The sequence below is a fragment of the Blastococcus sp. TF02-8 genome, from assembly GCF_003319175.1.
In the GTDB taxonomy this organism is placed as follows: Bacteria; Actinomycetota; Actinomycetes; order Mycobacteriales; family Geodermatophilaceae; genus Blastococcus.
The window spans coordinates 521867-545458 of sequence record NZ_QOHK01000001.1; the positions used below are offsets into that span (position 1 = coordinate 521867).

Genomic DNA, 23592 nt, shown 5'->3' on the forward strand with positions numbered 1-23592 from the left:
CGTCACTGCGGGATGAGCAGCCCCCGCAGCTCCTCGGTGAGCGCCTCGCGCGCCTCCGGGTGCTGGTGCCAGGCGGCCGGGGTGGCCTGGAACAGCGAGATGCGCCAGCGGCCGCGGCCCTCGTCCACCGCCACCATGGTGTGCACGGCGTTGAGCTCGGGGTCCAGGTCGCTGCCGCCGGGCGGGATCATGCCCGCGTGGGCGATCAGGACCGCGACGCCCTCGGCCACCGGCCGCACCGAGCGGACGACGGCGACGTAGGCCGGCGTCTCGTGTCCGGCGAACACCTGCCGCAGGTCGGCCGCGATCGACAGCCGGCCGCGGTGGTGGCTGCCGTCGAAACCGATGATGTCCCCGTCGTCGGCGAACCCCGCCGCCACCGCCGCGCCGCTGCGCCGGTTCCAGCCGTCGACGAAGTCCGCGTAGAGCGAGCGGATCAGGGTGTCCTGCGGGTGGGCTGCGGTCACGTCTCCTCCTCGCTGGCGTTCGCCGGTCGTCCCGACGGTGCGATGGTTCTCTCGTGACCGCGCCAGCCCGGCCACGTGTCCCGGCAGCGGCCGCCTGGGACAGGAGTGACGCTAGTGCCCGGTGGCGACCGACCGTTCGACGCTCGCCGGTACGACGCGCCGCGGGAACAGCGGTTTCGCGGCCCCACCGGGTGCCCGCGACGCAGCGTGTGCAGGCATGCGCACAGCGGTGCGAACCGACCGCTCAGGCGACGACCGCGCGGCCGCGGTCCCCCTCGGCGAACTGGGTGCGGTAGAGGTCGGCGTACCGGCCGTCGCGTGCCAGCAGCTCGTCGTGCGTGCCGGACTCCACGATCCGCCCCCCGTCGACGACCAGGATCTGGTCGGCGCTGCGGATGGTGGAGAGCCGGTGGGCGATCACCAGCGAGGTGCGGCCGGCCAGCGCCGTGTCCAGTGCGCGCTGGACGGCGGCCTCGGACTCGCTGTCCAGGTGCGCGGTCGCCTCGTCGAGGATCACGATCCCCGGGGCCTTGAGCAGCACCCGGGCGATCGCCAGCCGCTGCTTCTCCCCGCCGGAGAGCCGGTAGCCGCGGTCGCCCACGACGGTGTCCAGCCCTTCGGGCAGCGCCCGGATCAGGTCGCCGATGTGGGCGCCGTCCAGGGCCTCCCACACCTGCTCGTCGGTGGCCTCCGGACGGGCGTAGCGCAGGTTCGCCCGGATGGTGTCGTGGAACAGGTGGGCGTCCTGGCTCACGACCCCGATCGCGTCGCGCAGCGAGGCCAGCGTCGCCGTGCGGACGTCGACGCCCCCGACGCGGACCGTGCCCGACGTGGCGTCGTAGAGCCGCGGCACGAGGTGGGCGATGGTCGACTTCCCGGCGCCCGAGTGGCCGACGAGGGCGACCAGCCGACCGGGCTCCACCCGGAAGGAGACGTCGTGCAGGACGTCGACGGGGCCGCCGTGCTCGGGCAGCGACACCTCTTCCAGTGACGGCAACGAGACGTCGGCCGCCACCGGGTAGCTGAACGACACCGAGTCGAACTCGATGGACCGGTCGTCGGCCGGCACCGGCACGGCGTCGGGCACCTCGCGGATCATCGGCGGCAGGTCGAGCACCTCGAAGACCCGGTCGAAGCTGACCATCGCGCTCATCACGTCGACCCGGATGTTCGACAGCGCGGTGAGCGGGCCGTAGAGGCGCGAGAGCAGCAGCGCGAGCGCGACGACGTCACCGGGGCTCAGCGAGCCGTCGAAGGCGAGATACCCGCCGAGGCCGTAGACGAGGGCGGTGGCCAGGGCGGCGACCAGGGTGAGGGCGGTGAAGAAGGTGCGGCCGTACATGGCCGACAGGACGCCGATGTCGCGCACCCGGGCAGCCCGGCCGCGGAAGGACTCCGCCTCCGCCGACGGCCGGCCGAAGAGCTTCACCAGCAGGGCACCGGCGACGTTGAACCGCTCGGTCATCGTCGCGTTCATCGACGCGTTGAGGGCGTAGGACTCCCGGGTGATCTCCTGCAGCCGGCGGCCGATGCGGCGGGCGGGCAGCACGAACAGCGGCACGAGCACCAGCGAGAGCAGGGTGATCTGCCAGGAGAGGGTCAGCATCACGCCGGCGGTCAGCACGAGGCCGATCGCGTTGGAGACGACGCCGGACAGCGTGGAGGTGAAGGCCTGCTGCGCACCGACGACGTCGTTGTTCAGCCGGCTGACCAGCGCCCCGGTCTGGGTGCGGGTGAAGAACGCGACCGGCATGCGCTGCACGTGCTCGAACACCTTGCTGCGGAGGTCGTAGATCACGCCCTCGCCGATGCGGGCGGAGAACCAGCGGGTGCCCAGCGAGATCCCGGCGTCGACGACGGCGAGGCCGGCGATCACGAGCGCGATGCGGACGATCCCGCCCGCGGTGCCCTCGAGCCGGGCGATCCGGTTGATGATGTCACCGGCCAGCAGCGGGGTGACCACGCCGATCACCGACGAGCCGACCACCAGCAGCAGGAAGAAGGTCAGCTCCCGCCGGTAGGGCCGGGCGATGCCCAGGATCCGGCGCACGGTGCCCTTCGGCAGCTGTCGCGACGTCACCGACGGGTCCCGCCGGAAGGAACGCATCGCGGCCATGGAGGTCATGGATGAGCTCACGTCCATCACACCTCCTTGCTCCCCGGGTCGCGCCCCGGCCGCTGCTGGCAACCGGGGCGCGACCGCCCTTGTTCCGGGAAGCCTCTCAGCGACCGCTGACGAGATCGTGCAGTCGCTGCACCTGGGCGGCGCGCTCGGCGGCGTCCTGGGTCGGGAAGTCGTTGCGCACCGCGGACCGGACCAGCGCGGCGGTCGCCCGGCTGGCACCGACCGGCGGGGCGAGCAGCGCCTGCACCAGGTCGCCGACTGCGGAGTCGAGCTCCGCGCCGGGCACCACCAGCGTGGCCAGACCGATCGCCTGCGCCTCGCCGGCCCCCACCGCGCGCCCGGTCAGGCACATCTCGAGCGCGCGCGAGTACCCGACGAGCTCCACCAGCGTGCTGGTGCCGGTGAGGTCGGGCACCAGGCCGAGCGTGACCTCCGGCAGCCGGAGCTGCGCGTCGTCGGCGAACACCCGGAGATCGCAGGCCAGGGCCAGCTGGGCGCCCGCGCCGATCGCGTGCCCCTGCACCGCGGCCACCGAGACGATGCCCGGGGACCGGAGCCACCGGAAGCCCGACTGGTAGGCCCGTATCCGCTCCTGCGCCTCCTCCACGGGCATCGACACCAGCTCGCCGAGGCCGCCACCGCTGGTGGACGACGTGTCGAACATGCTGCGGTCCAGCCCGGCGGAGAACGCGCGGCCCTCCCCCCTCACGACGACGACGCGGACGTCGTCGTCGAGGGAGGCACCGACCTCCGCGAGCGCCGCCCAGGTGGCCGGCAGCTGCGCGTTCAGCTGGTCGGGGCGGTCCAGGGTGACGGTGAGGACGGCGCCGTCACGGTGCGTCCGGACCCAGCCGGCCTCGGCGAGGGAAGGCGCGCCCTCCCCGGAGGTGCCCGGTGCGCTGTTCAGTGGCTCGTTCGAAGGATCACTCACTCTTCTTACTATTCCGGTTGGCCCCACCGCGGCTGCGCAGCGAGGCCCCGGACTCCGACAGGAGCCGGTGCACGAAACCGTAGGAACGCTTGGTCGACTCCGCGAGCGACCGGATGCTCTCGCCCTCGTCGTACCGCTTGCGCAGGTCCTCGGCCAGCGTCGACCGGTCCCCACCGGTGATCCGCTTGCCCTTGCCCAGGTCCGCAGTGCTCGCGTCGGCCATGGCTCCCCTCCGTGTCAGCCGCCGCCGGCGCCGCTGCGCCGTCGGGGGCTGTCGCCCTGGTGCCGCCGTCCGGGTGACCACGGCTCCCGCTGCTCCATGATCACCCAACGCCGGGGCGTCGGCCACGTGAACGAGCAGAATCGGGAACCGCCCGGTTCGGGGCGCCGTGGCCCGGGTCGACCCGCGCCGGCGCCCCTGGGGCCGCGCCGTTCCCGGATCAGGCGAGCTCGACCAGGTCGGCCAGGTCCTCGCTCCAGGCGTCCTCGGTGCCGTCGGGCAGCAAGATCACCTTGTCGGGGTCCAGGGCGCGGACGGCGCCCTCGTCGTGGGTGACCAGCACGATGGCGCCGGAGTAGGTGCGCAGCGCCTCGAGCACCTGCTCGCGGCTGGCCGGGTCCAGGTTGTTGGTCGGCTCGTCGAGCAGCAGCACGTTCGCGCCGGAGATGACCAGCGTCGCCATCGCGAGCCGGGTCCGCTCACCACCGGAGAGGGTGCCGGTCCGCTGGTCGACCGTCTCCCCGGAGAACAGGAAGGCGCCCAGGATCCGCCGCAGCTCGGTGTCGGTGCTGTCCGGGGCCGCGGAGCGCATGTTCTCCAGCAGCGACCGGTCCATGTCCAGGGTCTCGTGCTCCTGCGCGTAGTAGCCGATGCGCAGCCCGTGGCCCGCCTTCACCTCGCCGGTGTCGGGCGCCTCGGTCCCGGCCAGCATCCGCAGCAGCGTCGTCTTCCCGGCGCCGTTGAGGCCGAGCACGACGACCCGCGCACCGCGGTCGACGGCCAGGTCGACGTCGGTGAAGATCTCCAGCGAGCCGTAGCTCTTGCTGAGCCCCTCGGCCGTCAGCGGCGTCTTGCCGCAGGCGACGGGGGTCGGGAAGCGCAGCTTGGCGACTTTGTCCTGCACCCGCACCTCGGCCAGGCCCGCCGCGAGCCGCTCGGCGCGCTTGTCCATGCTCTTCGCGGCCTTGGCCTTGGTCGCCTTGGCGCGCATCTTGTCGGCCTGGGCGGTGAGGGTGTCGATCTTCCGCTCGGCGTTGGCCCGCTCCTGCTTGCGACGGCGCTCGTCGGTCTCCCGCTGGGCGAGGTAGGGCTTCCAGCCGAGGCTGTAGACGTCGACGGTGGCCCGGTTGGCGTCGAGGTGCCACACCTTGTTGACGACGGCGTCGAGCAGCTCGACGTCGTGGCTGATGACGATGAGGCCGCCCCGGTGGCTGGAGAGGAACCCCTTCAGCCAGGTGATCGAGTCGCCGTCGAGGTGGTTGGTGGGCTCGTCGAGCAGCAGCGTCTCGGCGTCGGAGAAGAGGATGCGGGCGAGCTCCACGCGGCGGCGCTGGCCTCCGGAGAGGGTGCGCAGCGGCTGGGCGAGGACGCGGTCGGGCAGGCCGAGGTTGGTGCAGATGCGGGCGGCGTCGCTCTCCGCGGCATAACCGCCGAGGGCGGCGAACTGGTCCTCAAGCCGCCCGTACCGGCGGACCGCCTTGTCCCGCTCGTCGTCGTCGGCCGGCTCGGCCATCGCGATCTGCGCCTTGACCAGCTGGTTGCGCAGCACGTCGAGGCCGCGGCCGGAGAGGACGCGGTCGCTGGCGGTGATGTCGAGATCGCCGCTGCGCGGGTCCTGCGGGAGGTAGCCGATCTCTCCGGAGACCTCGACCTTGCCGGCGTGCGGCAGCCGCTCACCGGCAAGCGTCGTGAGGGTGGTCGTCTTGCCGGCACCGTTGCGGCCGACGAGCCCGATCCGGTCGCCGGGCTGGACGCGGAGGTTGGCCTCGCTGATGAGGATGCGAGCGCCGGCGCGCAGCTCCAGGCCGGTCGTCGTGATCACTGGTCCCAGGATAGGCGCTCCGGCGCCATCTTCCGACCGTCGATCCGGTGATTCGGGCGGCATCGCGGCGGGCACGGTCCCGTCGTGACCTCGGCGGCGCAGGAGACCCGGGCAGCGCCGGTGCCGCCGTTCCCCTACCACGCCCGCCCGCCGCAGGTCCTGCTCGCCGTCGGCGCGGTCCTGCTGGTCAGCGCCGGCGCGACCCTGGCCTCGGCCTACGGCGGGGCCCCTGGTGCGCACCGCCGTGCTGGCGCTGGCCGCGGTCGCCGCCGCCGTCTCCGTGCGTGCCGACCGCATGGAGCTGCGCAGCTCCGCGGAGACGCTGGCCGCGACCGCCGCCGGCCTGGGACTCGCCGGGAGCGACATCGGGGGCGCCCCGGCGACGGGGGATCCGCTGCTGCCCATCGGTCTCGCGGGGGTGTTCCTCGCCCTCCACCGCGTCTCCCGCACGCCCGCGGCCTGGCCGCTGGCCGCATGGGCGGCCGGGCAGGTGGCCGTGCTGCGCTCGCTGGACGCCGTGCCGGAGGTGCTGCGCACCGAGCTCTACCTGGGCGTCTCCCTGGTCGGGCTGGGCATCGCTCTCTGGGGCCGGCCGCTCGTCGCGCGGCTGACCATGGCGACGACGGCACCGTGGTGGGCGGCCGGGGTGCTCGCCGGCTCGGTCGAGGCGTGGACGACCCCCGGCGCCGAGCGCTGGCTGGCCGCCGTCCTGGTCACCTCGGCCGGGGCCGGGTTGCTGCTGGCCCGCCTCCGCCGGTCCCTCGACGTGCTCCTCGGACCGCCCCGGTTGGTTCCTGTGGTGGCGGGCGCGGTCACCGCGGTGGCCGTCACCGGCGCGTGCTCGGCCGGCGGGCCGGTCGCCGTGGCGGTGGCCGGGTTCGTCGGTGTGCTCGTCGCGGCCGTGGCCGCGGCCGAGCTGACCGGCTGGCCCCGCGGCATGTTCCTCCCGGTGGCCCTCACCGGCGGGGTGCTGCTCGCGGTCCTGTCGATCGCCCGCCTCGTGGACGGCCGGCACTGGTCGGAGATCGCCCTGCTGCTCCTGCTCACCGCCGTGCCCACCGTGTGGGTGGCGGCCCTGCGTCCCGACGACCGCCCGGTGGCCGCCCCGACCGCGGTCGGCTGCCTCGCCGGCGCGACATTGCTCGGCCTCCCCGACGGGTGGGCCTCCCCCACCGTGGTCGCCGCGCTGCTCTCGGGGCTCTACGTGCTGGCCCTGCTCACCGCTGCCATCCTCGACCGCGACTCCCGCCGAGCGACCGCGGTGGCTGCCGCAGCCGTCGCCGCCACCGCCGTCGTGCTGCTGGTCCTGCACGGGGACCGCGGACTCGTGGCCGCACACCTGGCGGTGCACGGCGTCGCCACGGTGACGTGGGCCTGGTGGACCGGCCGTCCCGGCACGTCCGCCGACGACGACCTCGACGCCACGGCGGCCTGGCGGGTCGGCGCGGCCCAGCTGGTGCTGGCCGGCTGGCTCGCCGCCGCGCTGGCCGAGCTCGGGGTGGTCGAGGCCTACAGCCTGCCCGCGGCGGTCGGGCTCCTGCTCGCCGCGGGCCGCGGCCTGGTGCGCGACGCGTCCTGGCCGACGTGGGGTCCGGGGCTGGTGATGGCGGCGGCGCCGTCGACAGCGCTCGCCGTGGCGACGTCGGATGCGCTCCGCGGGGTGGTGGTGCTCGCGCTGGCGGGGGCGGCGACGGTGGCCGGTGGCCGTTTCGGGGTGCGGGCACCGCTGATGGTGGGCGCCGGCACCGCGCTGGTGCTCGCTCTGGGCCTGGCCGTGCGGGCGCTGCCCTGGCCCGTGGCGACGGCGCTGGTCGTGGGCTGCACCCTGCTCACCATCGGCATGCTGCGCGAGCGCCGACCCGTCGCCGGCTTCGCCGCCCGCCTCACCGAGCTGCGCTAGCGCCCGGCCCGTCCCGGCGGTGTGCGGAAGGGGCGCACTCCCCTCTCGGGAGTGCGCCCCTTCCGCACATCGATCAGCTGGGCTCGCGTCAGACGCGGAAGCCCAGCGCGCGGAGCTGCTCGCGGCCGTCGTCGGTGATCTTGTCCGGGCCCCACGGCGGCATCCAGACCCAGTTGATCCGGATGTCGTCCACCAGGCCGGGGCCGGGGCCGCCGGTCAGGGCCTGACGCGTCTGGTCCTCGATGACGTCGGTCAGCGGGCAGGCCGCCGAGGTGAGCGTCATGTCGAGGATCGCCACGTTGGACTCGTCGACGTCGATGCCGTAGACCAGGCCCAGGTCGACGACGTTGACGCCGAGCTCCGGGTCGACGACGTCGCGCATGGCCTCCTCGACGTCCTCGAGCAGCGCCGACTTGTACGGCGGCAGCGCGGCGGGGGTCTCGTCGGTGGTGGTCTGGTTCTCGGTCATGCGGTCCCTCCCCAGGCCCGTGCGGAGGCGTCCTTCAACGCCATCCAGCTCATCAGCGCGCACTTGATCCGCGCCGGGTACTTCGAGACGCCGGCGAACGCGACGGCGTCCTCCAGCTCGTCCTCGAGCTTCTCGGCGACGGCCGGATCGCCCTTCGCCTGCATCAGGGTCATGAAGTGCTCGCCGGTCTCCAGCGCTTCGGCCACCGACTTGCCGACCACCAGGTCGTACATGGCCGAGACCGAGGCCTGGCTGATCGAGCAGCCCATGCCCTCGTAGGAGACGTCGGCGATCGTGTCGCCGTCGACCTTCACCCGGAGGGTCACCTCGTCACCGCAGGTCGGGTTGACGTGGTGCACCTCGGCGTCGAACGGGTCGCGCAGACCTCGCCCGTGCGGGTTCTTGTAGTGGTCCAGGATGATCTCCTGGTACATCGACTCCAGCTGCATCAGATGCGCCTCACACCGTTCCGAAGAACTTCTGGGCCGCCCGAATTCCGTCGGCCAGCGCGTCGATGTCGTCGTAGCCGGTGTGCACGTAGAACGTTGCCCGGGTGGTGGCCGGCACGCCGTAGCGCCGCACCACCGGCCAGGCGCAGTGGTGCCCCACGCGCACGGCGATGCCGAGGTCGTCGAGCACCTGGCCGACGTCGTGCGGGTGGATGCCCTCGACGGTGAAGGAGATCGCGCCCCCGCGGGCCACGGTGTCGGCCGGGCCGATCACGGTGACGCCGGGGATCTCGGCGAGCTCCTCCAGCGCGTAGGCGGTGAGCGCCTCCTCGTGGGCCAGCACGTTCTCCATGCCGAGGGCCTGGAGGTAGTCGACCGCGGCGCCGAGCCCCACCACCTGCGCGGTCATCGGCACGCCGGCCTCGAAGCGCTGCGGCGGCGGCATGAAGGTGGAGGCCTCCATGCGCACGACCTCGATCATCGAGCCACCGGTGAGGAACGGCGGCAGCTTGTCGAGGACCTCGTACCGGCCCCAGAGCACGCCGACGCCGGTGGGCCCGAGCATCTTGTGCCCGGAGAACACCAGGAAGTCCGCCCCCAGGGCCTGGACGTCGACCGGCTGGTGCGGCACCGACTGGGCGCCGTCGACCATCACCAGTGCCCCGACCTCGTGCGCCCGCTCCACGATCGGGGCGATCGGGTTGATCGTGCCCAGGATGTTCGACTGCTGGGTGACCGAGACGAGCTTGGTCCGCTCGTTGACCACCGTGTCGAGGTCCGAGAGGTCCAGCCGGCCGTCGTCGGTCAGCCCGAGCCAGCGCAGGGTGGCGCCGGTGCGCTCGCACAGCTGCTGCCAGGGCAGCAGGTTGGCGTGGTGCTCCATCTCGGTGACCACGATCTCGTCACCCTGGCCGACGGCGTAGGTGCGGAACTCCGGCTCCTTGGCCGTGGCGGCGTTGGACAGCGCGTAGGCCACCAGGTTGATCGCCTCGGTGGTGTTCCGGGTGAAGACGATCTCGGTCTCCGGCGCCCCGATGAACGCCCCGATCTTCGCGCGGGCGTCCTCGTAGGCGCCGGTGGCCTCCTCGGCGAGCTGGTGGGCTCCCCGGTGCGGTGCGGCGTTGACGTTCTCGTAGAACCAGCGCTCGGCGTCGAGCACCTGGCGCGGCTTCTGCGAGGTGGCTCCGGAGTCGAGGTAGACCAGCCGCTTCCCGTCCCGGACCGTGCGGCTCAGGATCGGGAAGTCCGCCCGGATCGCCTCGACGTCCAGGGGAAGCGGGGTCTGCGCCCCCGTGCCGGGACGCGAGGCGGTCGCGGTCATGCGGAAGCGACCTCCTGCGAACCCTTCACGTACGCGGCGTAGCCCTCGTTCTCCAGCTTCTCCGCCAGCTCCGGGCCGCCCTCCTCGACGACCTTGCCGTTGACGAAGACGTGCACGAAGTCCGGCTTGATGTAGCGCAGGATCCGCGTGTAGTGCGTGATCAGCAGAACGCCGACCTGGCCCTCCTCGCGGGAGCGGTTGACGCCCTCGGAGACGATCCGGAGCGCATCGACGTCGAGGCCGGAGTCGGTCTCGTCGAGGATCGCGATGCCCGGCTTGAGCAGCCGCATCTGCAGGATCTCGTGGCGCTTCTTCTCACCACCGGAGAAGCCCTCGTTGACGTTGCGCTCGGCGAAGGCCGGGTTCATCTCGAGCAGTTCCATCTCGCTCTTGACGTCCTTGACCCAGGTGCGCAGCTTCGGGGCCTCGCCCTTGATGGCGGTGGCGGCGGTCCGCAGGAAGTTGGAGACGCTCACCCCCGGCACCTCGACGGGGTACTGCATGGCGAGGAACAGGCCGGCGCGGGCCCGCTCGTCGACGCTCATCTCGAGGACGTCCTCGCCGTCGAGCGTGACGGTCCCACCGGTGATCGTGTACTTCGGGTGGCCGGCGATCGAGTAGGCCAGGGTCGACTTGCCCGACCCGTTGGGGCCCATGATCGCGTGCGTCTCGCCCGAGCGGACGGTCAGGTCCACGCCGCGGAGGATCTCCTTGGCGTCGTCCCCCTCACCGACCGAGACGTGCAGGTCGCGGATCTCCAGAACGGACAACTTCTTCTCCTTCAGCTGCCGGACGCGATCGGGAGGCGGCCGTCGCTCTCGGTGTCGACGAGCACGTCCTCCCCTTCCACGCGCACGGGGTAGACGTCGACCGGCTCGGTGGCCGGCAGGTTGGTGGGCTCACCGGTGCGCAGGTCGAAGCACGACCCGTGCAGCCAGCACTCGATGGTGGGGGCGCCGTCGAAGGTCTCGACGTCGCCCTCGGACAGCGGGACCTCGGCGTGCGAGCAGAGGTCCTGGATCGCATAGACCTCGCCCTCGTAGCGGACGACGGCGACGTCGACGTCGGCGAGCTCCACCCGCAGGGCCCCGTTCTCGGGGACCTGGGAGAGCGCGCAGACCCGCTCGAACGCCATGTCAGGCGACCTCGACCGGCTGCTCGTCCAGCGCGGGGAGCGCGCCGAGGCGGGCGTCGATGGTGGCCATCAGCCGGTCCTGCAGCGCGTCCACGCCGATGTGCTGGACGACGTCGGCGAAGAAGCCGCGCACGACCAGACGGCGAGCGGTCTCGGCGTCGATGCCGCGCGAGCAGAGGTAGAACAGCTGCTCGTCGTCGAACCGGCCGGTGGCGCTGGCGTGGCCGGCGCCGACGATCTCGCCGGTCTCGATCTCCAGGTTCGGCACCGAGTCGGCGCGGGCGCCGTCGGTGAGCACCAGGTTCCGGTTGAGCTCGTAGGTCTCGGTGCCGGTGGCCGCCGGGCGGATGCGGACGTCGCCGATCCAGACCGTGCGGGCCCCCTCGCCCTGCAGCGCGCCCTTGTAGAGCACGTTGCTGGTGCAGTTCGGAACGGCGTGGTCGACCCAGAGCCGGTGCTCCTGGTGCTGCGTCTCGTCGGAGAAGTAGACGCCGAAAAGCTCGGCGCTGCCGCCGGGGCCGGCGTACTGCACGTTGCTGACCAGCCGCACCAGGTCGCCGCCGAGGGTGACCACCACCTGCTTGAAGGTCGCGTCCCGGCCGACGACGGCGTCGTACTGGCCGCCGTGCACCGCGCCCGGGGCCCACTCCTGCACGGACACGAGCGTGACCTGCGCGCCGTCGCCGACGAGCACGGTGACGCCGCCGGAGTACTTCGCGAGCCCGCTGTGGTCCAGGACGACGGTCGCCTTCGCGAACGCGCCGACCTCGACGACGAGCTGGCCCCAGACGACCGGCATCTCACCGGCGGAGTCGCCGCCGGTACCGGCCAGGCCCAGGGTGACCGGGCGGTCCAGCTGGGCCTCCTTCGCCACGCGCACGACGTCGGCGCCGTCGCTGTTCTGCCGGGTCAGCGCGGCGAGCCGGTCGACCGGCTCGGGCAGGCCCTTGACCAGCGGGTCACCCGCGTCGACCCGGGTCAGCTCGACGCCCTCGGGGAGGTCGGTCGTCCAGGTGACGCGCGCGTCCGAGGCGGCGCCGTCGAGCAGCGGCTTGATCCGCTTCATCGGCGTGAAGCGCCAGGTCTCCTCGCGACCGGTGGGGACGCCGAAGGCGTCCGGGTCGGTGGAGGTGAAGCGCTCGGCCGGCGAGCCGGTCGGGGTGCCGCCGTGCGAGTGCGCGCCGGGGGCGACCGCGGTCGAGTCGGCCGGGGTGGTCGGCGGGCCCGCCTGGGTCCCGACCCCCTCGCCGAAGAGCTCTCCGGCGAGGACGGCGGACTCGGTCGTGAGACCCGTGGTGTTCTGGTCGGTCATCAGCCGACGGCACCTTCCATCTGCAGCTCGATGAGCCGGTTGAGCTCGAGGGCGTACTCCATGGGCAGCTCACGGGCGATGGGCTCGACGAACCCGCGCACCACCATCGCCATGGCCTCGTCCTCGGTCAGACCGCGGCTCATCAGGTAGAAGAGCTGGTCCTCGCTGACGCGGGAGACGGTGGCCTCGTGACCCATGGCGACGTCGTCCTCGCGGACGTCGACGTAGGGGTAGGTGTCCGAGCGGCTGATGGTGTCGACCAGGAGCGCGTCGCACTTCACGGTCGACTTGGAGCCGTAGGCGCCCTCGTCGACCTGGACCAGGCCGCGGTAGGAGGTGCGGCCACCACCCCGGGCCACCGACTTCGACACGATGGTCGAGGAGGTGTGCGGCGCGGCGTGCACCATCTTGGCGCCGGCGTCCTGGTGCTGGCCCTCGCCCGCGAAGGCGATGGAGAGGACCTCGCCCTTGGCGTGCTCGCCGGTCATCCAGACCGCCGGGTACTTCATCGTCACCTTGGAGCCGAGGTTGCCGTCGACCCACTCCATGGTCGCGCCCTCGTGGGCCACGGCCCGCTTGGTGACCAGGTTGTAGACGTTGTTCGACCAGTTCTGGATGGTCGTGTACCGGCAGCGCGCGTTCTTCTTGACGATGATCTCGACGACCGCGGAGTGCAGCGAGTCCGACTTGTAGATCGGCGCGGTGCAGCCCTCGACGTAGTGCACGTAGGCGCCCTCGTCGACGATGATCAGCGTCCGCTCGAACTGGCCCATGTTCTCGGTGTTGATCCGGAAGTAGGCCTGCAGCGGGATCTCGACGTGCACGCCCGGCGGCACGTAGATGAACGAGCCACCCGACCACACGGCGGTGTTCAGCGCGGCGAACTTGTTGTCGCCGGACGGGATGACCGAACCGAAGTACTCGCGGAACAGGTCCGGGTGCTCCTTCAGGGCCGTATCGGTGTCGAGGAAGATGACGCCCTGCTCCTCGAGGTCCTCACGGATCTGGTGGTAGACGACCTCGGACTCGTACTGAGCGGCGACACCCGCGACCAGCCGCTGCTTCTCCGCCTCCGGGATGCCCAGCTTGTCGTAGGTGTTCTTGATGTCCTCCGGCAGCTCCTCCCACGAGGTGGCCTGCTTCTCGGTGGAGCGCACGAAGTACTTGATGTTCTGGAAGTCGATCCCCGACAGGTCCGAGCCCCAGTCGGGCATGGGCTTGCGGTCGAAGAGCTTCAGTGCCTTGAGACGGCGGTCGAGCATCCACTCGGGCTCGCTCTTGCGCGCCGAGATGTCGCGGACGACGTCCTCGCCCAGGCCGCGGCGCGCGGAGGCACCGGCGACGTCGGCGTCGGCCCACCCGTACTCGTAGCGGCCGAGCTGCTCGATCTGCTCGTCCTGCGTCAGCTGCGTGGCCGTGGCCGGCTGCTGCGTGCTGGTCATGCGGGCGTCCTCTCCCGGTCGTTCGTGGGGGTGGTGCTGGTGCTGGTGGGCGCGCTCGCGGGCGCTGCTCGCTCACCTCGTACAGGGCGTGCGGGGGCCGATCTGTTCCCCGTCCGCAGGGGTCCTGGGATGTGTGTGGTGCAGATCCCGTCACCGTGGGCGATCGTCGCCAGCCGCTGCACGTGCGTGCCCACGAGCCGGCCGATCACCGCCGTCTCGGCTTCGCACAGCTGGGGGAACTCGGCCGCCACGTGCGCCACCGGGCAGTGGTGCTGGCAGAGCTGCCCCCCGCTGGAGATCGCGGAGGCCGAGGCAGCGTAGCCCTCGGCGGTGAGCGCGGCGGCGAGCGCCTGGGCCCGGTCCACCGGCTCCCCCGGGTGCGCGTTCACCGCTCGCTCGACGGCGTCGGATGCGCGCCGCTCCAGGCCGGCGAGCTGCTGCTCCGCGACGGCCCGGACCGCGTCGGGGCCACCCACGCCGGCCACGTAGCGCAGCGCGGTGAGCGCCAGGTCGTCGTAGGCGTGCGGGAAGGTCGACCGGCCGGCGTCGGTGAGGTGGAAGCTGCGGGCGGGACGGCCACGGCCACGCTGGGCGTCGCGCACCTGCCGCTCCTCGACCCGGCCGGTGGCGACCAGGGCGTCGAGGTGCCGGCGGACCGCGGCGGGCGAGATCCCGAGACGCGCGGCCAGCTCGGCGGCCGTCTGGGGTCCGTGCTCGAGCAGCAGGCCGCTCACGCGGTCGCGGGTACGCCCGTCGTCGGCAGATGCCGACGGCCTGAGCTGCGCCGCGAGGGATTCCACAACACGAGTGTGTCCTAAATCGAGGACCGCGCAAGCAAGGCCAACCTAAGAAGTGGGCCGTGCGGACGCCGTCGTGATCAGCCTCACCGCTGCGGCGTGACGCCCCTCTCCCCGGCCCGGTCGGGACGGGACCTCCGGCCGCTGCGGCCTAGCATCGGACCGTGCCGCTGCTGCCCGCGTCGTTCTCCGCCCGCGTGATCTCCGGGCTGGCCCTGGCCAACGCGATCGCCAACGGGCTGATCGTCGTCACCGGCGGCGCGGTGCGGCTCACCGGCTCCGGGCTGGGCTGCCCGACGTGGCCGCGCTGCACCAGCGACAGCTTCGTGGCGACGCCCGAGCTGGCCGGCCACGGCGTCATCGAGTTCGGCAACCGGCTGCTCACCTTCGTGCTCGCCGCGGTCGCCGTCGCGACGGTGGTGGCGGTCTGGCGCTCGCCGCGCCGCGACCTCCGCCCCCTCGCCGTCCTGACCTTCCTGGGCATCCCGGCCCAGGCGCTCCTCGGTGGCGTCACCGTGCTCACCGGGCTGAACCCGTGGACGGTGGCCGCGCACTTCCTCGTCTCCGCGGTCCTCGTCGCGCTCGCCACCACCCTCTGGCTGCGCTCGCGGGAGCCCGGGGTCGGTCACGTCCTGGTCCGCCGGCCCTTCGAGCTGCTGACGTGGGGCATCGCCGCCGTCACCGCGGCGGTGCTGGTGGTCGGCACGGTCGTCACCGGCAGCGGGCCGCACAGCGGGGACGTCGACGACGCCAAGGTCCCGACCGGCGACCGGATCGGGATCGACACCGAGCTGATCAGCCAGCTGCACGCCGACGTCGTCTTCCTGCTGATCGGCCTGACCGTCGCGCTGCTGGTGGCGCTCCACGCGACCGACTCCCCCGGCCGCGTGCGCCGGGCGGCCCGCGACCTGCTGGTCGTCGAGCTCGCGCAGGGCGTGGTGGGGTACGTCCAGTACTTCACCGACCTGCCGATCGCGCTGGTTCTGCTGCACATGGCCGGCGCGGTGCTGATCACGGCGTTCGCCGCCCGACTGGTGTGGTCCGTGAACGGCCCCGCCTCGGACCTCCCGCTGGACGCCCGCGCTCCGCAGGCCGCCGCCACCCGCTGATCGACCGTCAGGCGCGCAGGACGAGGACGACCAGCGGTGACCCGTCGGCGGCCTCCCAGCGACCAGCGCTGAATCGCTCGGTGCGGGCGTCCGCCCACGCCGGCCAGGCGTCGTCCTCGTCGTGCCAGAGCAGCCGCCCACCCGGCAGGTAGGTGACCACGGGGCAACCGGACTCGATCAGCGCCTCGACCCCGGCCCGGTCCAGCGCGACGCCGGTCATCGAGTAGGTGCGGCGGTCGGCGCCGACCAGCTGCCCCATCCGGGCGTTGGCGAGGTCCTGCCTGCTCACACGATGGCGTCGACGATGATCGCGACCGAGAGCAGTGACAGGTACGAGATCGAGACGTGGAACAGCGTCATCGGCTTGAAGTCCCCGCCGCGCTTGATCCGGGCCAGGAGCCGGTGCGACTCCACGACGAACCACCCGCTGAGCAGCGCGGCCGGGATCGCGTACCCCAGCCCGATGCCGTAGCCGGCGGCCACCGGCCACAGCAGCAGCGACACGGCGGCGGTCGCCCAGGCCCAGGCGACCGACTGCCGGCCGACCGACAGCGCGGTCGTCACCACGGGGAGCATCGGGACGTCGGCGCGCGCGTAGTCGTCCTTGAACCGCAGCGCGAGCGCCCAGAAGTGCGGCATCTGCCAGCAGAAGACGATCCCGAAGATCACCAGGGCCGGCCAGTCGAGGGAACCGGTGACCGCGGCCCAGCCGATGAGCACCGGCGCCGCACCCGGCACCCCGCCCCACTCGGTGCTGCGGCGGGTGTGCCGCTTGAACACCATCGTGTAGAGGACGGCGTAGTAGAAGATCGCCGCCGCCGAGAGCGCGGCGGCCAGGGGCGTCGTCGTCACCAGGAGCAGGACGATCGAGCTCACCGTCAGGGCGAACCCGAACACCAGCGCCGCCCGCGGGGTGACCTCGCCGGTGACCAGCGGGCGCTTCTGGGTGCGCTGCATCAGCCGGTCGATGTCGCGGTCGAAGTAGCAGTTGAAGACGTTCGCCGCCCCGGCGGCGAGCGTGCCACCGACCAGCGTCCAGAACAGCAGCGCGAGCGACGGCCAGCCGCGGTCGGCGACCATCATCGCCGGCACGGTCGTGATGAGCAGCAGCTCGATGATCCGCGGCTTGGTCAGCCCGACGTAGGCGCCGACCCGCGCCCGGAGGCGGGTGGCGAGACGGGGAGCGGGGGCGGCGGTGCGCTCGGACAGCGCCGTCACCGGGTGCCCTCGTGCGCGGTCGCGCGCGGGCAGCAGGGCACCACGGGATCCCTTCGAACCGGGGGGGAGGAACGCGGCCCATGGTAGCCCCGCCCCGGTTCGAGCCAGCCGCACGGCGTGACCTCGGATGACTAGGGTTGATCACGTTGATGCCGCGCGTGGAGCGGGTAGGGGCGACGACGGCGACACCCGTCGCGTCCCGCCGGCACGTCCGCCGGCGGCCGACCGCCCGTCCGGGTGCATCGTCAGGCCTACCTCGAGGGAGACACCGACCAGATGGACACGCGCAGCACCGAGGCGGAAGCCCCGGCCGAGGCCGCGACCGACGCGCCCACCGGCAACCCGTCGCAGCCGCGGCCCACCCTGCCCGCGGACTTCGGTGACCTCGACCGCCGCGCCATCGACACCGCGCGGGTCCTGGCCATGGACGCGGTCCAGAAGGTCGGCAACGGCCACCCCGGCACCGCGATGAGCATGGCGCCGACCGCCTACCTGCTCTTCCACAAGTGGCTCACGCACGACCCGAGCGACCCGCAGTGGACCGGCCGCGACCGGTTCATCCTCTCGATGGGCCACTCCAGCCTGACGCTGTACGTCCAGCTGTTCCTCTCCGGCTACGGCCTGGAGCTGGCGGACCTGCAGGCGCTGCGCACCTGGGGGTCCAAGACCCCCGGCCACCCGGAGGTCAACCACACCCCCGGCGTGGAGACGACGACCGGCCCCCTGGGCCAGGGCGTCGGCAACGCCGTCGGCATGGCCATGGCCGCCCGCCGCGAGCGCGGCATGCTCGACCCCGACGCCCCCGAGGGCGAGAGCCTGTTCGACCACACCATCTGGTGCTTCGCCTCCGACGGTGACCTCGAGGAGGGCGTCAGCGGCGAGGCCTCGTCGCTGGCCGGCACGCAGAAGCTCGGCAACCTGGTCCTCGTCTACGACGACAACGAGATCTCCATCGAGGACGACACGACCGTCGCCTTCACCGAGGACGTCGGCAAGCGCTACGAGGCCTACGGCTGGCACGTCCAGCACGTCGACGACGGCGAGGACCTCGCCTCGATCGACGCCGCGTTCGCCGCGGCCAAGGCGGAGACGAGCCGGCCCTCGATCATCGTGCTGCGGACCGTCATCGCGTGGCCCGCGCCGAACAAGCAGAACACCGGCGCCTCCCACGGCTCCGCCCTGGGCGACGACGAGGTCCGGGCGACCAAGGAGATCCTCGGGTTCGACCCCGGACGCACCTTCCAGGTCGACGACGACGTGCTGGCCCACGCCCGCTCGGTGGTCGACCGCGGCCGCGAGCTGCGCGCGCAGTGGGACGAGGAGTTCGCCGCCTGGCAGCAGGCCAACCCCGAGGGCGCCGCGCTCCTGGAGCGGATGAGCACCCGCACGCTCCCCGAGGGCTGGCAGGAGAAGCTGCCCAGCTGGGACGCCGACCCCAAGGGCGTCGCGACCCGCAAGGCCTCCGGCGAGGTGCTCGCCGCCCTCTACCCGGCCCTGCCGGAGCTGTGGGGTGGATCGGCGGACCTGGCGGAGAGCAACAACACCGCCGTCAAGGGCGAGCCCTCGTTCCTGCCGGCCGAGCGCCAGACCAAGATGTGGAGCGGTGGCCCCTACGGCCGCACCCTCCACTTCGGCGTCCGCGAGCACGCCATGGGCGCGATCATGAACGGCATCGCGCTGCACGGCGGCACCCGTGTGTACGGCGGCACGTTCCTCACCTTCTCCGACTACATGCGCGGAGCCGTCCGCCTGGCCGCGCTCATGCAGCTGCCGGTGACCTACGTGTGGACGCACGACTCCATCGGCCTCGGCGAGGACGGCCCCACCCACCAGCCGATCGAGCACTTCGCCGCGCTCCGGGCCATCCCCGGTCTCGACGTCGTCCGCCCGGCGGACGCCAACGAGGTCGCCGTCGCCTGGCGGACCGTCCTCGAGAACAACGACCGCCCGGCCGGTCTGCTGCTCTCCCGGCAGAACCTGCCGGTGTTCGACCGGTCGTCCTTCGGCTCGGCAGAGGGGACGGCGCGCGGTGCCTACGTGCTCGCCGACGCCTCCACCGGCACGCCCGAGGTGATCCTGCTCGGCACCGGCTCCGAGGTGCAGATCGCCGTCGCCGCCCGCGAGCGCCTCGAGGCCGACGGCGTGCCCACCCGCGTCGTCTCGGTGCCCTGCGTGGAGTGGTTCGCCGAGCAGGACCAGGGCTACAAGGACGAGGTGCTCCCCCCGTCGGTCCGCGCCCGCGTGAGCGTGGAGGCGGGCGTGCCGATGGGCTGGCGCGAGTTCGTCGGCGACGCCGGCCGCATCGTGGGCCTCACCCACTACGGCGCCAGCGCGGCCTACACCGTCCTGTACGAGGAGTTCGGCCTCACCGACGAGGCGGTGGTGAACGCCGCCCGCGAGAGCCTCGAGGCCGCCCGCTCCGGCGCCGCCGTCCCCGCCGGCCCGGTGGCCGCGACCGGCGGCCTCTACTCCCCCACCGGCGACCGCTGAACCTGCACCACCCGAGCCCGAAGGGCATATGACATGGCACAGAACGAGAACCTCGCCGAGCTGTCCCGCGCAGGCGTCGCCGTCTGGCTCGACGACCTGTCCCGCGACCGGATCCGCAGCGGGAACCTCCAGTCACTGGTCGACGAGCACTCGGTCGTCGGGGTCACGACGAACCCGACGATCTTCGCCGCGGCCATCAGCGGGTCGGACTCCTACGACGACCAGCTGCACGCCCTCGCGGTGCGCGAGGTGAGCGTCGAGGAGGCCCTGCGCACCATCACCGCCGCCGACGTCCGCGACGCCTGCGACCTCCTGCGGCCGCTCGCCGACCGGCAGCCCGGCGACGGCCGGGTCTCCCTGGAGGTGGCTCCCGGCCTCGCGCACGACACCGACGCCACCGCCGCCGAGGCCGCGCACCTGTGGTGGCTCGTCGACCGGCCGAACCTCTACATCAAGATCCCGGCGACCGAGGCGGGCCTCCCGGCCATCACGACGTCGATCGCCCGCGGGATCAGCGTCAACGTCACCCTGATCTTCAGCCTGGAGCGGTACCGCGCCGTCATGGACGCCTACCTCTCGGGTCTCGAGCAGCGGCTGGCCGACGACCCGGAGGCGGACCTGAGCACGCTGGAGTCGGTGGCGTCGTTCTTCGTCTCCCGCGTGGACTCCGAGATCGACAAGCGCCTCGACAAGGCCGGTGCCGACCCGTCCCTCAAGGGCAAGGCCGGCGTCGCCAACGCCCAGCTGGCCTACCAGGCCTACGAGGAGGTGTTCACCTCCGAGCGCTGGCAGCCGCTGGAGGCCAAGGGTGCTCGGCGGCAGCGGCCGCTGTGGGCCTCGACCGGGGTCAAGAACCCGGAGTACTCCGACACCCTCTACATCAGCGAGCTGATCGCGCCCGGCACCGTGAACACGATGCCGGAGAAGACGCTCATGGCCTACGCCGACCACGGCACCCCCGGCACGGCGGTGCAGAAGTCCTACGACGACGCCGCGGCGGTCATGCAGGCCGTCCGCGACGCCGGGGTGGACCTGGACGACGTCTTCCGGCTGCTCGAGGAGGAGGGCGTGCAGAAGTTCGTCGACTCCTGGGACGAGCTCACCGACTCCGTGCGCACCGAGCTGGAGGACAAGGCGTGACGCTGGAGTTCAGCTCCACCGGCCTGGAGGTTCCCGAGCCGCTCCGGTCGCAGCTCGCCCAGGACGACGTCGCCACCCGGCTGGCGCGGAAGGACGCGACGCTGTGGGGCCCGGAGGCCGAGAGCGAGGCAGCGATCCGGCTGGGCTGGCTGGACCTCCCCGCCTCGTCGCGCTCGCTGGTCTCCCAGTTGGCCGACCTGCGGGCCGAACTGGAGCGCGAGGGCATCGACCGCGTCGTCCTGTGCGGGATGGGCGGCTCGTCGCTGGCTCCCGAGGTCATCTGCCGGACGGCGGGGGTGCCCCTCGTGGTGCTGGACACCACCGACCCGGGCCAGGTGGCGGCGGCCATGACCGACCTGCGACGGACCGTCGTGGTGGTCAGCTCCAAGTCCGGCGGCACGGTGGAGACGGAGAGCCAGCGTCGCGCCTTCGTCGCCGCGTTCGCCGCGGAGGGGATGGACGAGGGCCAGATCGGGGCGCGCTTCGTCGTCGTCACCGATCCCGGTTCGCCGCTGTCGGAGACCGCCGCCGCCATGGGCGCGCGGGCGGTCTTCCTCGCCGACCCCACGGTCGGTGGCCGCTACAGCGCCCTGTCCGCGTTCGGGCTGGTGCCCTCGGCGCTCGCCGGCGCGGACGTCGGCGCGCTGATCGACGACGCCGAGCAGCTCGCGGAAGGGCTCACGCGGCCGGACAACGCCGCCATGGAGCTGGGCATCGCGCTCGGCGCCGCCTTCGAGGCCGGCCGCGACAAGATCGCCCTCGCCGATGCCCCCGGCACCGCCATCCAGGGCTTCGGCGACTGGGCCGAGCAGCTGATCGCCGAGTCCACCGGCAAGCAGGGCCGGGGCATCCTGCCGGTCGTCCTGGAGTCGGCCGACGCGCCCGGCGCGACCGCGCCCGACGTGCTGCTCGGCATCGTCGGCGACGCCGCTCCGCAGCCCGGGCCCTCGGTGGGGGTCACCGGTCCGCTCGGCGCGCAGTTCCTCGCCTGGGAGTACGCCACGGCGGTCGCGGGGCGGGTGCTCGGGATCAACCCGTTCGACCAGCCGAACGTGACCGAGAGCAAGGAGAACACCAAGGCCATCCTCGCCGCCGGTCTCCCCGCGGAGGAGCCGACGGCCACCGTCGGAGCCGTGCAGATCCACGGGAGCGCCGGTCTGCTCGACGGCGTGGACCTCTCGTCGGCCGACGGACTGCGACTGGCCCTCGACGCCCTGCTCGGGGCGGTCCCGCCCCACGGCTACCTCGCGGTCATGGCCTACCTGGACCGGCTGCAGGACGCCTCGGTCGCGGACGTGCGCGCGGCGCTCGCCCGGCGCACCGACCGCTCGGTCACCTTCGGCTGGGGCCCGCGCTTCCTGCACTCGACCGGCCAGTACCACAAGGGCGGTCCGCAGGTCGGCGCCTTCCTCCAGCTGACCGGAGCCGTGGCCGAGGATCTGCCGGTCCCCGACCAGCCCTACACCTTCGGCACCCTGCAGGCGGCCCAGGCAGCCGGCGACCGCAAGGCGCTGGCCGACCGGGAGCGCCCGCTGCTGCACCTGCACCTGACCGACCGGGCAGCGGGAATCGGCCAGCTGCTCGCCGCGCTGGGCTGAGCGTCGGTGCGGCGCGGACCCGAGCACGCCGTCCGCGCCGCACCGGGACCACCCCGTCGCCGACCCTCCAGGGCCGGACGGCGGGACACTCCGACCACGAGGACGGAAGATGATCCCCAACCCGCTGCGCGATCCGCGGGACCGGCGGCTCCCCCGGGTGCCCGAGCCGTGCGCGCTCGTCGTCTTCGGCATCACCGGTGACCTGGCGCGCAAGAAGCTGCTCCCGGCCGTCTACGACCTCGCCAACCGCGGCCTGCTCCCGACCAACTTCGCGCTGCTGGGCTTCGCCCGCCGCGACTGGGGTGACACCGAGTTCGCCGAGCTGGCCCGCGACGCCGCCCGGCAGAACGCCCGCACGCCGTGGCGGGAGGAGGTGTGGGAGCGGCTCGCCGGCACCGTCCGCTTCGTCCAGGGCAGCTTCGACGACGACAACGCCTTCGACGAGCTCGCCGAGCACCTCGCCGAGCTGGAGGGCAGCCACGGCATCGGCGGCAACGCGGCCTTCTACCTGTCCATCCCGCCAGCGATGTTCCCCGTGGTGCTGAAGCAGATGCAGCGCACCGGGATGGCCGACAGCACCCCCGACCGCTGGCGCCGCGTCGTCGTCGAGAAGCCGTTCGGCACCGACCTGGAGTCCAGCCGCGAGCTCAACGCCCTGGTCGACTCGGTGTTCACCGCCGACGACGTCTTCCGCATCGACCACTACCTGGGCAAGGAGACCGTCCAGAACCTGATGGCGCTGCGGTTCGCCAACACCCTGTTCGAGCCGATCTGGAACGGGCACAACGTCGACTCGGTGCAGATCACCATGGCCGAGGACGTCGGGATCGGCGGGCGGGCCGGGTTCTACGAGAAGACCGGCGCGGCGCGCGACGTGCTGCAGAACCACCTGCTGCAGCTGCTGGCGCTCACCGCCATGGAGGAGCCGGTCAAGTTCTCGGCGGAGGAGATCCGCACCGAGAAGCTCAAGGTGCTGCGCGCCATCTCGCTGCCGGAGGACCTGCAGACCTTCGCCGTGCGGGGCCAGTACGAGCAAGGTTGGCTGGCCGGTCAGCGCGCCTGCGGCTACCGCCAGGAGGAGGGCGTCGACCCGGAGTCGACGACGGAGACCTTCGCGGCCGTCCGGCTCGGGGTGGAGACCCGCCGCTGGGCCGGGGTGCCGTTCTACCTGCGCACCGGCAAGCGCCTGCCCCGACGGGTCACCGAGATCGCCCTGGTCTTCAAGCGGGCGCCGCACCTGCCCTTCGAGGACACCGACACCGAGGAGCTGGGCAACAACCAGCTCGTCGTCCGGGTGCAGCCCGACGAAGGTGTCACCCTCAAGTTCGGGTCGAAGGTGCCGGGCAGCGTCATGGAGGTCCGCGACGTGTCGATGGACTTCCTCTACGGCGAGCAGTTCACCGAGTCCAGCCCCGAGGCCTACGAGCGGCTGCTGCTCGACGTGCTCCTCGGCGACGCGACCCTGTTCCCCCGCAACGCCGAGGTCGAGGCCTCCTGGGCGGTGATCGACCCGCTCGAGGAGTTCTGGCAGGGCACCACGCCGTACCCGTACCGCGCCGGCGAGTGGGGGCCGCGGGCCGCCGACGAGATGCTCGCCGCCGAGGGCCGCCGGTGGCGGCGACCGTGAACGGGCACCACCGGGAGGAG

The 23592-nt window shown here is 72.7% G+C and carries 21 protein-coding genes; 6 read left to right on the forward strand and 15 right to left on the reverse strand.

All coding sequences use genetic code 11. The annotated features are described in order from the left end of the window. Positions 1 to 2: 2 nt before the first annotated feature. The 5 genes from DQ237_RS02475 to DQ237_RS02495 all read right to left on the reverse strand — a co-directional run bounded on the left by DQ237_RS02475 (position 3) and on the right by DQ237_RS02495 (position 5565). Positions 3 to 467, reverse strand: a complete 465-nt coding sequence (locus DQ237_RS02475) for an SgcJ/EcaC family oxidoreductase (protein WP_113796741.1) — start codon at positions 465 to 467, stop codon at positions 3 to 5. A gap of 244 nt (positions 468 to 711) precedes the next feature. Beyond that, positions 712 to 2610, reverse strand: coding sequence for an ABC transporter ATP-binding protein (locus tag DQ237_RS02480; RefSeq protein ID WP_113796743.1), 1899 nt, complete (start codon positions 2608 to 2610; stop codon positions 712 to 714). Positions 2611 to 2689: 79 nt separating this feature from the next. Beyond that, positions 2690 to 3523, reverse strand: coding sequence for an enoyl-CoA hydratase/isomerase family protein (locus DQ237_RS02485; protein ID WP_240619341.1), 834 nt, complete (start codon positions 3521 to 3523; stop codon positions 2690 to 2692). Next, entirely contained in the window at positions 3516 to 3746 is a 231-nt protein-coding gene (locus DQ237_RS02490) for a helix-turn-helix domain-containing protein (protein WP_113796745.1), read from the reverse strand. Before DQ237_RS02490 ends, DQ237_RS02485 begins: the two co-directional genes overlap by 8 nt. A 217-nt stretch (positions 3747 to 3963) precedes the next feature. Beyond that, positions 3964 to 5565 carry an ABC-F family ATP-binding cassette domain-containing protein gene (locus DQ237_RS02495; protein ID WP_113796747.1) on the reverse strand — a complete coding sequence of 534 codons (1602 nt, stop codon included), beginning with the start codon at positions 5563 to 5565 and terminating at the stop codon, positions 3964 to 3966. Between the two features lie 232 nt (positions 5566 to 5797). On the opposite strand from DQ237_RS02495, the gene DQ237_RS02500 reads away from it, so the two are divergent. Continuing rightward, positions 5798 to 7465: an SCO7613 C-terminal domain-containing membrane protein gene (locus DQ237_RS02500; protein WP_113796749.1), complete on the forward strand. Its 1668-nt coding sequence runs from the start codon at positions 5798 to 5800 to the stop codon at positions 7463 to 7465. A gap of 88 nt (positions 7466 to 7553) precedes the next feature. Here the strand turns inward: DQ237_RS02500 and DQ237_RS02505 are convergent, their stop codons facing one another. Genes DQ237_RS02505 through DQ237_RS02540 form a run of 8 tightly spaced genes read right to left on the reverse strand, consistent with a single transcriptional unit; the run spans position 7554 to position 14327 of the window. Beyond that, positions 7554 to 7934, reverse strand: coding sequence for a metal-sulfur cluster assembly factor (locus DQ237_RS02505; protein WP_113796751.1), 381 nt, complete (start codon positions 7932 to 7934; stop codon positions 7554 to 7556). Next, positions 7931 to 8383, reverse strand: a complete 453-nt coding sequence (sufU, locus tag DQ237_RS02510; protein ID WP_113796753.1) for a Fe-S cluster assembly sulfur transfer protein SufU — start codon at positions 8381 to 8383, stop codon at positions 7931 to 7933. Before sufU ends, DQ237_RS02505 begins: the two co-directional genes overlap by 4 nt. 10 nt (positions 8384 to 8393) lie before the next feature. Next, complete coding sequence (locus DQ237_RS02515; RefSeq protein ID WP_113796755.1) at positions 8394 to 9704, reverse strand: cysteine desulfurase; 1311 nt, start codon at positions 9702 to 9704, stop codon at positions 8394 to 8396. Beyond that, on the reverse strand, positions 9701 to 10474 hold the full coding sequence (sufC, locus tag DQ237_RS02520; RefSeq protein WP_113796757.1) for a Fe-S cluster assembly ATPase SufC: 774 nt from the start codon (positions 10472 to 10474) through the stop codon (positions 9701 to 9703). Before sufC ends, DQ237_RS02515 begins: the two co-directional genes overlap by 4 nt. Before the next feature lie 11 nt (positions 10475 to 10485). Next, entirely contained in the window at positions 10486 to 10839 is a 354-nt protein-coding gene (locus DQ237_RS02525; protein ID WP_113796759.1) for a non-heme iron oxygenase ferredoxin subunit, read from the reverse strand. Position 10840: 1 nt separating this feature from the next. Beyond that, entirely contained in the window at positions 10841 to 12151 is a 1311-nt protein-coding gene (gene sufD / locus DQ237_RS02530; RefSeq protein ID WP_113796761.1) for a Fe-S cluster assembly protein SufD, read from the reverse strand. Continuing rightward, complete coding sequence (gene sufB / locus DQ237_RS02535) at positions 12151 to 13593, reverse strand: Fe-S cluster assembly protein SufB (RefSeq protein ID WP_113796763.1); 1443 nt, start codon at positions 13591 to 13593, stop codon at positions 12151 to 12153. Before sufB ends, sufD begins: the two co-directional genes overlap by 1 nt. After that, entirely contained in the window at positions 13590 to 14327 is a 738-nt protein-coding gene (locus DQ237_RS02540) for a helix-turn-helix domain-containing protein (RefSeq protein WP_240619342.1), read from the reverse strand. The genes sufB and DQ237_RS02540 overlap by 4 nt, the downstream gene beginning before the upstream one ends. A 227-nt stretch (positions 14328 to 14554) precedes the next feature. Between DQ237_RS02540 and DQ237_RS02545 the strand changes: the two genes are divergently transcribed. Then, entirely contained in the window at positions 14555 to 15499 is a 945-nt protein-coding gene (locus DQ237_RS02545; RefSeq protein ID WP_113796767.1) for a heme A synthase, read from the forward strand. 7 nt (positions 15500 to 15506) lie between these two features. Here DQ237_RS02545 and DQ237_RS02550 read toward each other — a convergent pair whose 3' ends face one another. Together DQ237_RS02550 and DQ237_RS02555 are read right to left on the reverse strand one after the other, a co-directional pair. Continuing rightward, a complete protein-coding gene (locus tag DQ237_RS02550) occupies positions 15507 to 15788 on the reverse strand; it encodes a hypothetical protein (RefSeq protein ID WP_113796769.1) in 282 nt (93 codons plus the stop codon). Beyond that, complete coding sequence (locus DQ237_RS02555; RefSeq protein WP_113796771.1) at positions 15785 to 16717, reverse strand: heme o synthase; 933 nt, start codon at positions 16715 to 16717, stop codon at positions 15785 to 15787. The genes DQ237_RS02550 and DQ237_RS02555 overlap by 4 nt, the downstream gene beginning before the upstream one ends. Before the next feature lie 276 nt (positions 16718 to 16993). Between DQ237_RS02555 and tkt the strand changes: the two genes are divergently transcribed. The 4 genes from tkt (at position 16994) to zwf (ending at position 23572) form a co-directional block, all read left to right on the forward strand. Next, entirely contained in the window at positions 16994 to 19207 is a 2214-nt protein-coding gene (tkt, locus tag DQ237_RS02560; protein WP_113797447.1) for a transketolase, read from the forward strand. Positions 19208 to 19240: 33 nt separating this feature from the next. Further along, positions 19241 to 20347: a transaldolase gene (gene tal, locus DQ237_RS02565; RefSeq protein WP_113796773.1), complete on the forward strand. Its 1107-nt coding sequence runs from the start codon at positions 19241 to 19243 to the stop codon at positions 20345 to 20347. Continuing rightward, complete coding sequence (locus DQ237_RS02570) at positions 20344 to 21945, forward strand: glucose-6-phosphate isomerase (RefSeq protein ID WP_113796775.1); 1602 nt, start codon at positions 20344 to 20346, stop codon at positions 21943 to 21945. The genes tal and DQ237_RS02570 overlap by 4 nt, the downstream gene beginning before the upstream one ends. Positions 21946 to 22054: 109 nt before the next feature. Continuing rightward, entirely contained in the window at positions 22055 to 23572 is a 1518-nt protein-coding gene (zwf, locus tag DQ237_RS02575; protein ID WP_113796777.1) for a glucose-6-phosphate dehydrogenase, read from the forward strand. Positions 23573 to 23592: the final 20 nt, after the last annotated feature.